Origin of the sequence: Acetobacter pasteurianus subsp. pasteurianus LMG 1262 = NBRC 106471, from assembly GCF_000285275.1 — a bacterium.
Taxonomy (GTDB): Bacteria; Pseudomonadota; Alphaproteobacteria; order Acetobacterales; family Acetobacteraceae; genus Acetobacter; species Acetobacter pasteurianus.
On record NZ_CADO01000006.1, the window covers coordinates 23,291 to 37,712 of the forward strand.

At 51.5% G+C, this 14,422-nt stretch carries 12 protein-coding genes and 1 riboswitch; of the genes, 4 read left to right on the plus strand and 8 right to left on the minus strand.

The features are described from left to right. Window positions 1–24: 24 nt before the first annotated feature. Both cobT and APA10_RS02210 read left to right on the plus strand, forming a co-directional pair. On the plus strand, window positions 25–1,074 hold the full coding sequence (cobT, locus tag APA10_RS02205) for a nicotinate-nucleotide--dimethylbenzimidazole phosphoribosyltransferase (RefSeq protein ID WP_003629247.1): 1,050 nt from the start codon (window positions 25–27) through the stop codon (window positions 1,072–1,074). Further along, window positions 1,071–1,904: an adenosylcobinamide-GDP ribazoletransferase gene (locus APA10_RS02210; protein ID WP_003629248.1), complete on the plus strand. Its 834-nt coding sequence runs from the start codon at window positions 1,071–1,073 to the stop codon at window positions 1,902–1,904. Before cobT ends, APA10_RS02210 begins: the two co-directional genes overlap by 4 nt. Here APA10_RS02210 and cobD read toward each other — a convergent pair. Beyond that, complete coding sequence (gene cobD, locus APA10_RS02215; protein WP_003629249.1) at window positions 1,901–3,019, minus strand: threonine-phosphate decarboxylase CobD; 1,119 nt, start codon at window positions 3,017–3,019, stop codon at window positions 1,901–1,903. The genes APA10_RS02210 and cobD overlap by 4 nt on opposite strands. Here cobD and cbiB point away from each other — a divergent pair. Then, window positions 3,018–4,007, plus strand: a complete 990-nt coding sequence (gene cbiB, locus APA10_RS02220) for an adenosylcobinamide-phosphate synthase CbiB (RefSeq protein WP_003629250.1) — start codon at window positions 3,018–3,020, stop codon at window positions 4,005–4,007. The genes cobD and cbiB overlap by 2 nt on opposite strands. Continuing rightward, window positions 4,004–4,642 (plus strand): 5,6-dimethylbenzimidazole synthase, encoded by a 639-nt coding sequence (gene bluB, locus APA10_RS02225; RefSeq protein ID WP_003623638.1) that lies wholly within the window; start codon window positions 4,004–4,006, stop codon window positions 4,640–4,642. Before cbiB ends, bluB begins: the two co-directional genes overlap by 4 nt. A gap of 13 nt (window positions 4,643–4,655) precedes the next feature. Here bluB and APA10_RS02230 read toward each other — a convergent pair whose 3' ends face one another. From APA10_RS02230 to APA10_RS02260, 7 genes are all read right to left on the minus strand, one after another. Next, a complete protein-coding gene (locus APA10_RS02230) occupies window positions 4,656–6,176 on the minus strand; it encodes a cobyric acid synthase (protein ID WP_003629251.1) in 1,521 nt (506 codons plus the stop codon). A 14-nt stretch (window positions 6,177–6,190) separates the two neighbouring features. Beyond that, entirely contained in the window at window positions 6,191–6,817 is a 627-nt protein-coding gene (gene cobO / locus APA10_RS02235; protein ID WP_003629252.1) for a cob(I)yrinic acid a,c-diamide adenosyltransferase, read from the minus strand. Continuing rightward, a complete protein-coding gene (locus APA10_RS02240) occupies window positions 6,814–7,428 on the minus strand; it encodes a histidine phosphatase family protein (RefSeq protein WP_035365769.1) in 615 nt (204 codons plus the stop codon). The genes cobO and APA10_RS02240 overlap by 4 nt, the downstream gene beginning before the upstream one ends. Window positions 7,429–7,538: 110 nt before the next feature. Continuing rightward, window positions 7,539–8,900 carry a cobyrinate a,c-diamide synthase gene (locus APA10_RS02245; RefSeq protein ID WP_003629254.1) on the minus strand — a complete coding sequence of 454 codons (1,362 nt, stop codon included), beginning with the start codon at window positions 8,898–8,900 and terminating at the stop codon, window positions 7,539–7,541. Beyond that, on the minus strand, window positions 8,897–12,361 hold the full coding sequence (gene cobN / locus APA10_RS02250; protein ID WP_003629255.1) for a cobaltochelatase subunit CobN: 3,465 nt from the start codon (window positions 12,359–12,361) through the stop codon (window positions 8,897–8,899). The genes APA10_RS02245 and cobN overlap by 4 nt, the downstream gene beginning before the upstream one ends. Before the next feature lie 19 nt (window positions 12,362–12,380). Then, window positions 12,381–13,433 (minus strand): cobalamin biosynthesis protein CobW, encoded by a 1,053-nt coding sequence (gene cobW, locus APA10_RS02255; protein ID WP_003629256.1) that lies wholly within the window; start codon window positions 13,431–13,433, stop codon window positions 12,381–12,383. Further along, window positions 13,430–13,858 carry a DUF1636 family protein gene (locus tag APA10_RS02260; protein ID WP_003623631.1) on the minus strand — a complete coding sequence of 143 codons (429 nt, stop codon included), beginning with the start codon at window positions 13,856–13,858 and terminating at the stop codon, window positions 13,430–13,432. Before APA10_RS02260 ends, cobW begins: the two co-directional genes overlap by 4 nt. Before the next feature lie 180 nt (window positions 13,859–14,038). Next, window positions 14,039–14,275, minus strand: a riboswitch (cobalamin riboswitch). Window positions 14,276–14,422: the final 147 nt, after the last annotated feature.

The following is a 14,422-nucleotide window of genomic DNA, read 5'->3' on the forward strand; positions in this document are numbered from 1 at the left end:
TTATAACAGCACAAAATCAACAACATGCCATCATCTCCTTCTTTTTCTAACGCGCTACTCTGCCTTGGTTCCATGCGGGAACTGAGAAGCCTGTGTAGTAATTTGCCGCAAGCAGACAAGGCTGCCCAAAACGCCATTGCACAGCGTGAGCAGCAACTTACCAAGCCAGAAGGTAGCCTTGGCCGGCTTGAAGAACTCACAAGCTGGCTCGGCGGTTGGCAACAACGTGCCACACCAAAGCTGGAAAATGTGCAGGTTTTGGTTTTTGCCGGAAACCACGGGGTAACACAGCAGGGTATCTCCCCATGGCCTTCTGACGTTACGGCACAAATGGTCAGCAATTTTCGTAACGGAGGGGCTGCCATCAACCAGATAGCCAGAACGGTTGACGCATCCTTACACGTTATTCCTGTGCATGATCTGCAACCAACGGCAGATTTTACACATGCGCTTGCCATGACAGAGCAAGATTTTTTGCAAGCTGTCACGCTTGGCTACAATGCCGTTTCATCTGACTGCGATCTACTGTGCCTGGGTGAAATGGGTATTGGGAACACCACAGCCGCCGCAGCTTTAGCCGCAGCCTTGTTTAAGGAAAGCGGTAATATCTGGGCTGGGCGCGGAACTGGTGCAGATGATGCAGGATTAAAGCGTAAGGCAACTGTTATTGACGAAGCACTTACCCTGCATCAGCAAGTATGTTCTGACCCCTTGGAAGCTGCTCGTTGTGTTGGCGGATACGAACTGGCAGCCACATTGGGCGCCACATTAGCTGCCAGACACAAGAATGTACCTGTGCTGCTAGATGGCTTTGTTTGTACGGCAGCCGCTGCACCTCTTGCACGGTTACACCCCGATGGGTTGGCCCATACCTGCCTGTCACATTGCGCTACCACAACAGGGCAAACGCATCGCCTTGCTTCCTATCTTGGTCTGGAACCTCTGTTAGGGTTAGGGCTCAGGTTAGGTGAAGGCTCTGGTGCCGCCCTTGCAGTTGCTATCTTACGCGCTGCACTTGCCTGTCACATAGGTATGGCTACTTTTGCAGAAGCCGCTGTAAGCCAGAAAGTATGAGCTCTTCTGGCTCCCTCTCCATATTAGATAGATTACGGCTGCATCTGGCCTGTGGGGTTGGGCTTCTTACCCGCATACCTGTGAGCTGGCTGTTACCTGCTGCTTACAAAAATAGTTCCGCTTCCTGGCCCCTGGCACAATCCATCTGGTGCTGGCCACTTATTGGCGCTGGCATTGGAGTATTTACCGGGGGACTGTCCGCAACATTACAGTTTAGCCATATTCCACCCCTTGCAGCAGCAGGCATAGCTTTAGCGGCACAAATTCTTGTAACAGGCGGCCTACATGAAGATGGATTGGCCGATACCGCCGATAGTTCTGGTGGCATCACCCCTGAACGCAAGCTGGAGATCATGCGTGACAGCCGCATTGGCAGTTACGGTGTACTGGCTTTGTGTTCGGCAATTTTGATACGCGCGGGCGTGCTTTTATCCATACATTCCATCGCGTTGGCTTGCCTGATATGTGGGCTTGCAGGATGCTTGTCACGTGGCGCATTTTTGGTTGTTACAAAAACAGTTCCACCAGCCCGGCCTGATGGTCTGGCGCGATCGCTTTACCCTTTGCCACAGCAAAATTTAACAATCGCTTTAATAGGCGCAATCTGTCTTGGCACTTTGCTGACAGTATTTTTAATACCCGCACCACTTACAACGGCATGTTTACTAACACTTATAGCGCTTCCTCTTTTGCTAGCTTTGGCTATTGCCTTAATAATAGCCCAATACGCAAAACGTAAACTTGGTGGCTATACAGGTGATATTCTAGGAGCCTGTGCCGTTATTACAGAATGTGTAATTATGACGGTATTATCAGCACTTTTTTATTAAAGTGCACACCAATCCAGCAAAGCTTCTTCCAACCTGTGCCATTGCTGTTCGGAGGCAGGCAAGCCCATACGCAGCCAATGAGCATTGTACGGAAAAATCCGGGTTACAATACCTTGCCGGCAAAGATGCTGCCATAAATCTGCGGCCCGTTCGCATTCCACCAGCTCAAACAAAACAGCTTGGCCTTTGTGGTTTAATCCTGATTTAGTCAGCAATTTTTTTAAACGAGAATTTGCAGCACACAGTTTGGTTGAAGCCTGCCTTAACCATTCCCTATCCAGCAAGGCTTGGCATCCAACTGACAACCCAATGGTGCTGACGGGCCATGAGCCCAACAGGTCCCGCGCATATGCGGCCATACTAGGTTGAGCCAACAAAAACCCCAGCCTTATTCCGGGTAATCCATATGTTTTGCCAAAAGAACGTAAAACAAGCAAAGCAGGATGTGGCAAGGCAGGTGCAACACTCTGGCCAGTTATATCTGCAAAGGCCTCATCCACCACCAACCAGCTTCCCGCAGCCTGACAGGTATTGGCCAGATCAAGCAGATGCGAAGCGTATATTAAACGCCCATCAGGATTATTGGGGTTACACACAATGCAGACCGTATTTTTTTGCTGTGCTGCCAATTGTAGATCAGCAAAAGTAGATACTTCTGAAACTGAAATGCCATTCTGTTTCCATGCCTGCACATGCCCGGAATACGTTGGCCCCAGTATGCACGCCCGTTCGGCCTTTAACACCCTTGGCAACAAAGCAATCAGGCTCTGGCTTCCTCCGCCTGCAACCACCATGCTGGCATCAGAAATTCCATATGCCACAGCAGCGGCATGCTGTAACGCCGCTTCTTCTGCTTCTTCGGGCAATGTGTGCAAAGCAGATAAATCAGGCAATTTTGCTGGATAAGCAAAGGGACTGATACCTGTAGAAAGGTCTACAAACGGTTGCGGTGCATCTGCAAACATCTGCATAATTTTTTGCACCTGTCCGCCATGTGCCGGAATGTAGTGTGGTGTTGATGAGGTTTTTGAAGGCAACACAGAAACTGCAGGTGCCTGTTGCAGCGGATACCCCTTGCCTTCTTGCCGCTTTTCCCGCACGCCTGCATCTGCCATGCTGCTTTATCCTTTTTCTATAACCCTACCCGTTGCCGCTATGGCTGCGGGGCTGGAAGCCTTATGCGGATATCCTGCACCGCTGTTTGCTGCAATAAGCCACCCTGTTGTGTGGATTGGCTTCTTGATAAACAGGCTGGAGCAGACGTTCAACCGGCCTGAATGGTCAGATACCGCACGCCGGATATCCGGTTTTTTCACGCTGTTGCTGCTTATCGGTATTCCGGTCGGGCTTACGGTATTTATACTCCATATTGGTTCTGTGTTTCTGCCTCCGGCCATCATGCTTTGTATGCAGGCTGTAGCCGCCTGTACGTTGGTGGCGCAGAAGTCCTTATGGGTGCATGTCAAAGCCGTAGCCACAGCGCTTCAACAGTCTGGATTAGAAGGTGGACGCAAAGCTGTAAGCCAAATTGTGGGGCGAGATACATCTGTGCTGGATGAAACCGGCATTGTACGTGCAGCCTTGGAAAGTCTGGCAGAAAACTTCTCCGATGGCATTGTTGCCCCTTTATTCTGGACGGCATTACTCGGTTTGCCCGGAACTGTCTTTTATAAAGCCGTCAACACGGCAGACAGCATGATCGGTCATCTTAACCCGCGTTATGCAGCATTCGGCATGGCGGCTGCTAAAATGGATGACCTGATTAACCTGCCGGCTTCCCGCCTGGCCGCTGTGTGTATTCTGCTATCTACCCCTCCCTCACTGTGGCGCATGATTTGGTCTACCATCTGGCGAGATGCCAAACGTCACCGTTCCCCCAATGCGGGGTGGCCAGAAACAGCTCTGGCCACCGCTCTTGGCGTAAAGTTTGGTGGCCCCCGTAATTATGCAGGAACTGTGGTTGATGATGGGTGGATTGGAGAAGGCACCACAACTGCCACCCTGCATGATCTGGATCGCGGCCTAACCCTTTACCGCAGGGCCTGTGGTATTCTGATAGGTGGGTTGCTGCTGGCCGCTATTGGCTGCATGATAAAGGCATGACAGCACCTTTTTTCTCACCTTCTTTTCAGAACCAATTAGAGCAACTGTTGATATGGCGGCGGGATGTGCGACATTTTCGTACAACACCGGTGCCAACATCTGTGTTGGATGAACTGCTGGAAACGGCTTGCTTGGCCCCTTCAGTCGGATTGAGCGAACCTTGGCGCTTTGTGCTGGTAAATGATGCGAACCGCCGTGATGCCATCCGCCAGAACTTTATGCGCAGCAATACGCAGGAACTAGAAGGACGAGAAGGAAAAGACGCGCAGCGTTATGCACGCCTAAAACTTGCCGGGCTGGATGATGCCCCCCACCATATTGCCGTATTTTGTGAAACCAACCCCCAACAGGGGCGCGGGCTTGGCCGAGCTACCATGCCACAAACCACAACATGGTCTGCTGTTATGGCCATTCACACTTTTTGGCTGGCAGCCACGGCACGGGGCGTTGGGGTGGGATGGGTTTCCATCCTTAACCCACAGGAAGCACACGCCGCTTTAAGTGTAGAACCCAACTGGCAGTTTCTGGCCTATTTATGTGTTGGCTTTCCTGAACAGCAAGCCAACACGCCAGAGCTTGAACGCCGTGGGTGGGAAAAGCGTAATCCTGCCAGAAGGCGCTGGATTCAACGTTAAAGTATACGCTGCTTTAAATACCCGCTGGCACAGCAGCCAACTGCAACAAAGCATCTAAATCAATATGCTGTTCCAGATGGTTAGCCAGCGTATCCAGTGCGTATTCTACGCTCTGATCATGGCACACAGGTAACTCTGCTCCGGCTGTATCCCATACGCCATCTGGCTGAAATGCAGTTCCACCTACACGTGCAAGCAACGCCATGCGCGCAGCCCGGTGGTTAAAAATTCCGTGCAAATAGGTGCCCCATACACGCCCATTTGCAGAAACGGCACCTTCAGGGGTATTATCCAGATAAATCAATGGGTTTTGACAATCTGATCCTATGGTCTGCCCCACATGCATTTCGTATCCAGCGACCTTACTGCCTTCTGCCGCCAGTTTTCCTTCTTTGTGCTCCAGGCTTTTATTCCGGCTTAAAACTGTATCAATTTTTAACAGCCCTAACCCTACGGTCTGTCCTGCTGCACCTTCTGTTCCATAAGGATCTGCCACAGTAGCCCCCAGCATCTGGTAGCCACCACAAATACCCATCACATAGCCACCATTGGCAACATGTTCTGCAATCTGTTTGTCCCATTCCTGCTCTTTCAAACAAGCAAGATCAGATAACGTTGCTTTTGATCCGGGCAATATAATCAGATCACATTCTGGCAAAGGCTGACCACGCTTAACCAGCATAAGATGCACACCGGGTTCTGCATAAAGGGGGTCCAGATCATCAAAATTCGCGATCATCGGCAAAAGAGGCACCACAATACGCAACGGAGTATTCTGATCTAATTTTGCTTTTGAATGCTTTACTGCATACGTAAGTTTTTCATCCAGATCAGCTGTATCTTCTGCTGGCAGGCTTCTCACCTCTGGCAAATCCGGCACAAGCCCTAACGGTTGCCAACCTGTACGTTCTGCAACAAACTGCATGCCATCAGTAAACAGCGTTGGATCACCCCGCATACGGTTTACAATAAAACCTTTAATACGCTGGGCATCTTTCTCGCTTACAACAACCTGTGTGCCCACAAGGCTGGCAATAACTCCACCTCTATCTATATCTCCCACAAGCACAACCGGAGCGTTTACAGCTTCTGCAAACCCCATATTGGCAATATCATGTGCTCGTAAATTGACTTCCGAAGCAGATCCCGCACCTTCTACCAAAACCAAGTCTGCCTGTGCGGCAAGTTTGGAAAAGCTTTGCAAAACAGACGGCATTAAAAGTGCTTTTCGGCCCTGATAATCTCGCGCTTGCACTGTTTCTTCAATGCGACCTTGCACAACAAGCTGTGCACCTGTTTCTCCTTGTGGTTTGAGCAAGACAGGGTTCATATCCACGCTAGCAGGCACACCACAGGCACGCGCCTGCAAAGCCTGAGCACGGCCAATTTCACCACCATCCCATGTTACGGCAGCATTATTGGACATATTCTGAGGCTTAAATGGCAAAACCCGTAACCCACGCCGCGTAAAAGCCCGCGCAAGACCTGCAACAAGTGTTGATTTTCCTACGCTGGACCCTGTACCCTGCACCATCAGAACGCGGGCACTCAAAACTCTATACCTTCCTGCGCTTTGACACCTGCTTTGAAATGATGTTTCACCAATGTCATTTCTGTTACCAAATCTGCTGCTTCCAGCATGGCTTCCTTGGCATTGCGCCCTGTTACCGCAACATGCTGGCTTTCTGGGCGAGCAGCAATATCGGCCAGAACCTGTTCCATAGGCAGGTAATCATACCTTAGTGCAATGTTTAGCTCATCCAGAATAACCAGCCCAATATCCGGGTTTGCCAGTGCTTGCTGTGCAACGCGCCATGCACGCTGGCACGCAGCAATATCTCGCGCTTTATCCTGCGTTTCCCACGTAAAACCTTCACCCAGAGCGTGCCATTCCACCAGATCTTCAAAGCGCTCTAGCGCCCTGCGCTCCCCCGTATGCCAAGCCCCCTTGATAAACTGGATTACAACAACACGCCGCCCATACCCGAGCATTCGCAAAGCCAGACCAAACGCTGCGGTAGATTTTCCTTTTCCGGCACCTGTATTTACAATCAACAGGCCCTTTTCCACTGTTTTGCTGGCAACTTCTTTATCTTGCACAGCTTTGCGTTTTTGCATTTTGGTACGATGATGCTCTGCATCCTGTGCTGATGCTGGCTTTTGCGAATCTATCATACCTGACACGGTTCTTCCTTTTTATGATGCTTTGAAAAATCTGTTTCTGTTGAAACGCATTCGTTCTTTTCTCCCACCATAAACAGGCGTGCAAAACCCTGTGGCATGGAAGGCGCAAGAAGCTGTGGTTGGTACCCACCGGCAAAAGCGCTCAGCAGCCTTAGTGGTCCGCCATGCGACAAGACACACACATTTTCTTCGCGCTGCCGCACTTCATGCCAGAAGCTCTGAATTCTCTGATACAGATCTTGCCCACTTTCACCTTCTGGCGGAGCAAAACCTGCTGGATTTTGGGCCCATTCATCCAGCAATGTGCGGTCTATATCCTGCCAGCGCACCCCTTCCCACTTACCAAAATTCAATTCTGCCAACCGGTGATCCACACGCAGTTCCATACCCGCGCTTTGCGCCAAACGTTGCGCCATCTGCCAGCATCTTTGCGCGGGAGAGCTATATAACACTTGGCAGACTGCCCCTTTTGCAAGGACGGAAAGCCCAGAAACAATACTCTCCCACCCTGGGCTAAGGGCAACATCCTGCCTGCCGTAACAAATGCCCTGCGCAACCTGAACAGGAGCATGCCTTACCAGCAACACGGGAAAAGATCGCATTTCAATATCTCCTTCTCACCGCCTGCCCCGGCTTTATCAGGACGGCAGAACACTTTGTGCATACCTTGTTATCACACAAGTTTCCGCGTTCGTTTTTGCATATGCTCTTTTCATAAAGAGGAAGAGTTCAAAATATTCTGATTGGAACACCGTGCCAGAACATGAAAAAATGAACCAGATACCAACCCACGCTGGCCACCACATGTCCCAAGCGGTGCACCATCCCCCGCTGCCAGATCAGCCAGTGGTGCATCATCACCAGTTCCCGTGACTGTGGCATAATGAAATTCGTGCCCGCGCAAGCGCGTACCTGCACAGCCCAGCACATTGTCTGCCAGTAATGTGGCTTCACGGTAGCCCAGATGCAGCTTTCGACGCGCGAAGGACGTAACGTGCCCCAACAAGCCTGCCATGGAATGTGTCTGCCCCTGCGCATCTTCTAACGCACGCCCCAAAACCATGTAGCCCCCGCATTCTCCATGCACTGGGTGGTTTAGCGCGAAATCCTGCAGGCCTTTTTTAAAACGGTCTGCTTGCGCAATCTGGCCTGCGTAAAGTTCCGGATACCCGCCGGGTAACCAACAGGCATCGCAAGAAGCATCTGGCGCCTGATTGGCCAAGGGAGAAAATGGAACCAATTCCGCCCCCGCTTGCCGCCAGAATAAAGAAAGATGCCCATATAAAAACGAAAAAGCGGCATCATCCGCCACGGCAATACGTTGACCCGGAGGAGGAATACACGCCTTTGCCATAGATACCGGATCCACTTTCCGCTCAGCCAAAGGCGCTGCCGCTTCTAAAATGGCATCCAAATCCAGTTCACGTTCTGCCTTATCTACAAGGTCAGATAACCACCCAGCCAGATTACCGTGTTCACGTGCCTGCACCAGCCCCAAGTGCCGTTCTGGCAATACCTCACCCTTTTGGCGCATGAGGGCACCACAAACAGGCAGGTCTGCCATATCCACAGCAGAACGTGCCAAGCGCTCATGCCGTTCAGATGCAACGCGGTTTAGTACAACACCATGCACCTGCACAGCATCCGACCACCGAGCAAAACCCTGTGCAATTGGCCCGACAGATTGCCCCTGCCCAGAAACATCCAGCACCAGCAAAACCGGAATACCAAATAAAGCTGCAATATCAGAAGGCGCACCGCGTGCACCCTCTGGGGCCATTAATCCATCAAACAACCCCATTGCAGATTCCACCACAACCACATCTACATCTTTGGCAGCGGCATCCATAATCCCAGCCAGCAAATCTGCGGGCATGCACCAGCTATCTAAGTTAAGAGGTGGCCGATGGGTGATAGCTGCATGAAAAGCGGGATCTATATAATCGGGGCCAGTTTTAACGGCCCCAACCCGTAACCCACGGCGCTGGAACGCAGCCAGCAATGCGAGTGTAACCGTTGTTTTGCCCCCCCCAGAGCGAGGGGCCGCAACCATAATAACACGAGGCGCTTTCATGCCTTGTTTTCCTCATCCAAAACACAGGCTACGCTATTTCCCCGTGGATGCCACAAGCCTCTCCGCCATGCATCGGCAAAACGCATGCGCATTGCTTCCCGTGCTGCCGGGTTTTCCTGTTTCAAGAATTCATCACACACGGCATTACCCAAGGTTTGGTCAAAAACCAGATCAAATTGTCTATCAAAGCGTTGGGGTAACGTGGCCGCAAATCCGTGCAACGCATCCAGCCCGCGCGCCATTTCTGCGGCCCCCGCGTATCCATGCTGCTGCATCCCTTTGATCCATTGTGGATTAGCCAACCGTCCGCGCACAATACGCGCCACTTCCTGCTCTGCTGTACGCAAGCGTGGCATATCAGGCCGAGATGTATCACCATGCAATACAGTTGGCGTTGCACCTAGCGTAGCCGCAGCAGCGGAAAGGCCACCTTCATGCGCAGCGATATCCGAACTTTCTAAAATATCGGTTTCTGCATTGTCCTGCACATGCAGCACAGCTTCTGCCTGACCAACCAAATTGGAAAGTGCCTGCATATCCTGCTGGCCATCTCTCCCGCCACCATATGTCCAGGATGAACCTTCCAGCCAAGCTGTTCCGAGCTCCTGCTTGTTATCCCAAGCCCCTGTATTCAGGCGTTCCTCAACACCTGTGCCGTAATTACCAGCCGCAGCCCCAAAAATACGAGCTGTTGCACGCTTTCGGGCTTCTCCTTCCAGCCCTTTGACAGAAGCTGCTAGAGGGTTCCATTCAATCGGTTCGTTCCGTTCCGCTACAGCAGTTACGGCTTGATCAAACAGGGCAATCTGGTCTACAAAAGCATCACGAAACAGACCAGATACGCGCAGAGTTACATCCACTCTTGGCCTGTCTAGCAATGGCAAGGGAATAATCTCAAACCCACAAACATGCCCAGTGCCTGCTGTGCGCTGCACTTCTACCCCCATAAGGCGCAAGGCAAGCGCCATATCCTCGCCGCCCGTACGTAAACTGGCAGAACCCCACATATCCATGACGATATGTGTCAGATGTTCACCCTGTTCCTGCAGATGCCTTGTCAGCAACAGTTTTTCCATCTTCTCAGCCAGCACCATGGCAGAAGGTGTGGGCAATGCACGTGGGTCCACCGTAAACAGATTGCGCCCAGTTGGCAGTACATCCACTCGCCCGCGGGTTGGTGCACCTGCTGGACCAGGTGTTACAAAACGCCCGTTCAATGCAGCTAGGAGCGCCTGAGCCTCCGCTTGCCCGCTTTGCATGATTTTACGGGCTATATCAGCAACAAATGCTGCATCTTCCTGACGCCCACATGCCTGCGCAATAATCTGCACCAGTTTTTTGGAATGTGTGGCTGGTTTACCAAAAACATGTAGACCATCACGAATTTGCAGATCTTTTACATCGCACAAATATGCATCAAGCCGTGCGAGTGCTTCTGCCTCATCCAGTTCTCCGGGACGCACGCCACTTTCGGCCAACATCCCTGTGCTTACGGCTTTATCCAGAATATCAGCACGTAGCAAAGCACCCCGGCGAGGGTCCAGACCATCTGCTTCAGCATATTCATCAATCAGGCGTTCGAGTTCCTGCGCCTCTGCCGAAAGTTCAGCCTGCATAACAGGTGGTGTCATATGGCCGATAATAACAGCACCCAAACGCCGCCGTGCTGCCGCGGCTTCGCCCGGATTATTGACAATAAACGGGTAAATAACTGGTAAATCACCCATCAGCACAGCTGGCCCGCAAGATGGAGATAACGCCACAGTCTTACCGGGCAGCCATTCCAACGTGCCATGCGTGCCTAAATGCACCATGGCATCCAGCTTTTTCACATGCTGCAACCACAGGTAAAACGCAACATACGCATGGCATGGCGGTGTATCCGGATCATGATACAAGGCTTTACGGTCAGCCACGGCCCCTCTGTCTGGTTGTACAGCCAGAGAAATATTGCCCAACTGGATGTAACGCAGACAAAAAATGCCATCTTTTACAGTGGCATCTTGTTCGGGTTCACCCCACGCTGCAAAAACAGATTGTACAAAAACCGGATCTAAATTTGTTAAAAGCTGATGATATAGCTTTATATCAAGAACAGGCTTTAAACTGCCCCCAACAAGTGTTGCAGCAAGAGCCTTGGCATCAGGAATATCTTCTGCACCTGTATTATAGCCTGCATTCTGCAAGAGGGTGAGAATGGAAGATGTGGATGCAAAACCATCCAACCCCACAGCATGCGCTATATGCGCTCCAGATTTTTCTAGTCCTGCTCCCGGATAATCAGACAGAACAATAGATATTTTTTTGTTTTCTTGCGGAATTTTCCGCAATTTGGCCCATGCGATTGCACGGCCCGCCACCAGTTTTATGCCCGGTTTATAGGGTTCTCTAAACGCAGGCTGTCCGGGCTGAGCATCCTTTCTGAAAGAAATTGGAAAAGTTGCAATTGTGCCATCAAGTTCTGGCAACACCACTTGCATGGCCATATCTGCCCGCGCCAGACCGCGTGGGCTTTCTGCCCACAAAGCCTGTGTGCATCCCGGCTGCAAAAGTTGCAGAATGGGTGCATTAGCCACATCCAATGGTGAAAAACCATTCTGGCTTCGTGCAGAAAAGCACGTAGCATCTAGAACCACATCAGGTTTTGCAGATTGCAGATAAAGGCTTATATCTTTAGAAACAGATGGATCTTTTAAAGATGTAACGTACACAATATCTACGGCACAGCCACGTTGCACCAATTCTTGTGCCAAACATTCTGGCCCAGCCACATCTCCTACCAGCAAATGCGCACGATAAAGGAGTATCACTGCCTTTATCTGTATTTGGGCTAAGGCGGCAGCAGGAGAATAAGAACGATATACACCCCATGCTGGCAATGCTTTAGGGCGCGTTCCCTTATCTTCCTGCATGCCCGCAAGTACAGACATGAGCGCCAATGCAGCGCAAATGTTATCCGGCCCACCTTGCTGAAAAAAACCGTTTAACCGGGCATAATGTTCTGCGGAAACAGTGGAAAGTTCTGCTAGCCGCACATCATCCCCAGTATGTGCTGCTTGTTGCTGCACATCAGAGCTATGGCTTTGTAACGTATCGCCAGGCAACAAAACCAGCGGCACGCCTGTTTCACGGCTCCATGCCGCTAGTTCTTCTGCTCCATAACGCCAGTAATCCAAACCACCCAATAGCCGCACTACAACGCAGCGTGCTTTTTGCAATGTGGTCTCAATATACAGATCAATCGACATAGGGTGGCGTAACCGTGCAAGGTTTATAACCTGCAAGGTAGGAAGCAATACGCTTCCTTCAGTTTGAGCGCGCAGCAAGGCTTCTGCATGGCGCAGGGCCAGAAGATCGCTTTCCGTAAAAGAAAGAACAACAAGATCGGCAGATGGAAGATTGAGATCCTCTGCTACTTCCTGTTCATCAAGCGTCCGGTTTTCCCGCACCAAAAGATGCATAAGCTTACTCCGCCCCTAATCAGGCCGTTACCAATGTGCCGCCAAGAGCCTTGGCTATGGCCGAAGCCTCCAGTCCTTTTTGCCCGATCACGACAATGCGGCCTTCCCGCCCATCGTTGGCAGAAAGAGGACGGTCAAATTCGTGCCGAAAACGCGTTCCTACACCCTGCACAGCCAAACGCATGGCCTTACCTGCCACTGCGGCAAAACCTTTCATGCGCAGCACATCATAACGGCGTGCTGTATCCTGCAAGAGCGTTAAAAACTGTTCCACACTCTGCTGCTCGGGCACACGCACCACAAAGCTTTCGAAGTCATCATGTTCGTGTTCGCCATCTTCTGCATCATGATGAGAAGGACGAGCAGCCAGGTCTGCTTCTGCCGCAGCGCCAATACCAAGCAATATGGCGGGGTCCACCTTGCCTTCCGTGGCACGTACAATCTGCACAGGCCGCGGTGCTGTACGGCGGATTTCATCTTCAACGCGTGCGAGTGCATCTGCATCCAGCAGATCTGTCTTGTTCAACACCACAAGATCTGCGGCGTTGATCTGATCTTCAAAAACCTCCGCCAATGGATTGTCATGATCCAGAGAAGGATCTGCCGCACGTTGCTGGGCAATAGCTTCCGGGTCATCTGCAAAACGGCCAGTGGATACTGCAGGTGCATCCACTACGGTTATCACGCCATCCACAGTCATGCGGTTACGCACCGTTGGCCAGCCAAAAGCCTTGAGCAATGGCTTGGGTAACGCCAAACCGGATGTTTCAATAACCACATGCTCAGGCGGGTCGGCCCGATCTAACAGGGCTTCCATAGTTGGCAGAAAATCATCTGCTACCGTGCAGCACAGGCAGCCATTGGTCAGTTCGACAATATCATCTTCCTTGCAGCCTTCCACGCCACACCCGCGCAGGATTTCTCCATCAATGCCGAGAGAACCAAATTCGTTCACCACTACGGCAATGCGGTGCCCTGCTGCACGTTGAAGAAGATTGCGCAAAAGGGTTGTTTTACCTGCCCCTAAAAAACCAGTGATAATGGTTACAGGCACGCGAGATGCGATTGTCATGAAGGCTCCTGTTCATCATAAAGTTGTGCGGGAACACGCCCCAGCACCATATTGGAAAGAGATGCCGGACGGCGCGAAGGCATAACTGTTCCCCGCGCGGACTTTGCATAGAGCTGGGCATACGCCAGAAGATCTTCTGCTTTTTCGGCACCCAGATGCCCTAATAACCATGTCCAACGCTCTGGCATGGCAATGGCTGCCGTGCATCCGCGATCACAGGCGGCCAGACACTGAACCTGACGCAACAGAACCGGAGCTTCCTGCCCATTAACTTCTGCTTCCTGCACCAAAGCCTGCAAGCGTGCATACAACTGAGCACCCGGCGGCTGATCCATAGCAGGTCCACCACGCCGACACGTAACGCACACATGCAAAACAGGACGATTCTGAGGTGATTTTTGAGAAGAATCGGATGCTTCGGCCATGCTGTATCCCTGAAAGAACTGCCATTCTAAAAGAACAGCTACTTGAAGGGGTGCAGTAACCCGGCGCCCCTACCTCAGAGATAGCAGAGGAAATATACCTTAACGGCACATCTATGCCTGCCGGGCACCCCGCCAGCAGCAACGCCAGAACTTAATAAATAAGGCCTACCTGCGCGCTTACGCATACAGGCACCAATGGCAGGTTTCCTGGCTTGTACCCGTATATGCTCCACCTTACAGGCCAGAACATAAATCAGCGCTCCCTACCTTCCCAGCCTGCACGAAGGCCAGTGGCATATTGGGCCCTAAAGCCCATACGGAACACCATGGGTAACTTACAGTTGCGGGGGCAGCGACGGCCTTGCACCGTTCTTCCCTTTTCATCCCGTAAAGGACACCATTAGCCCGCGCACAATGCGCATAAGCTGCCTTTGCTTTCAACCCGCAGTTTTAGTCCTGCAACTTTAAAGCCTGCTGATCTGAAACAGGATTGAGGCTTCACACTAATGTTCCTGTGCTTTGCAGCCCTATTTCCATTATTGACGCGCAAAACAGCTATGTTAT

What these genes read in the sequence shown, in the direction of transcription:
- bluB (WP_003623638.1), top strand. Translation starts at nt 4,004, where the DNA reads ATGACAGCACCTTTTTTCTCACCTTCTTTTCAGAACCAATTAGAGCAA.
- cbiB (WP_003629250.1), top strand. Translation starts at nt 3,018, where the DNA reads ATGCTGCTTTATCCTTTTTCTATAACCCTACCCGTTGCCGCTATGGCT.
- APA10_RS02210 (WP_003629248.1), top strand. Translation starts at nt 1,071, where the DNA reads ATGAGCTCTTCTGGCTCCCTCTCCATATTAGATAGATTACGGCTGCAT.
- cobO (WP_003629252.1), bottom strand. Translation starts at nt 6,817, where the DNA reads ATGATAGATTCGCAAAAGCCAGCATCAGCACAGGATGCAGAGCATCAT.
- cobW (WP_003629256.1), bottom strand. Translation starts at nt 13,433, where the DNA reads ATGACAATCGCATCTCGCGTGCCTGTAACCATTATCACTGGTTTTTTA.
- APA10_RS02245 (WP_003629254.1), bottom strand. Translation starts at nt 8,900, where the DNA reads ATGAAAGCGCCTCGTGTTATTATGGTTGCGGCCCCTCGCTCTGGGGGG.
- APA10_RS02230 (WP_003629251.1), bottom strand. Translation starts at nt 6,176, where the DNA reads ATGGTGCAGGGTACAGGGTCCAGCGTAGGAAAATCAACACTTGTTGCA.
- cobT (WP_003629247.1), top strand. Translation starts at nt 25, where the DNA reads ATGCCATCATCTCCTTCTTTTTCTAACGCGCTACTCTGCCTTGGTTCC.
- APA10_RS02260 (WP_003623631.1), bottom strand. Translation starts at nt 13,858, where the DNA reads ATGGCCGAAGCATCCGATTCTTCTCAAAAATCACCTCAGAATCGTCCT.
- cobD (WP_003629249.1), bottom strand. Translation starts at nt 3,019, where the DNA reads ATGGCAGATGCAGGCGTGCGGGAAAAGCGGCAAGAAGGCAAGGGGTAT.
- APA10_RS02240 (WP_035365769.1), bottom strand. Translation starts at nt 7,428, where the DNA reads ATGCGATCTTTTCCCGTGTTGCTGGTAAGGCATGCTCCTGTTCAGGTT.
- cobN (WP_003629255.1), bottom strand. Translation starts at nt 12,361, where the DNA reads ATGCATCTTTTGGTGCGGGAAAACCGGACGCTTGATGAACAGGAAGTA.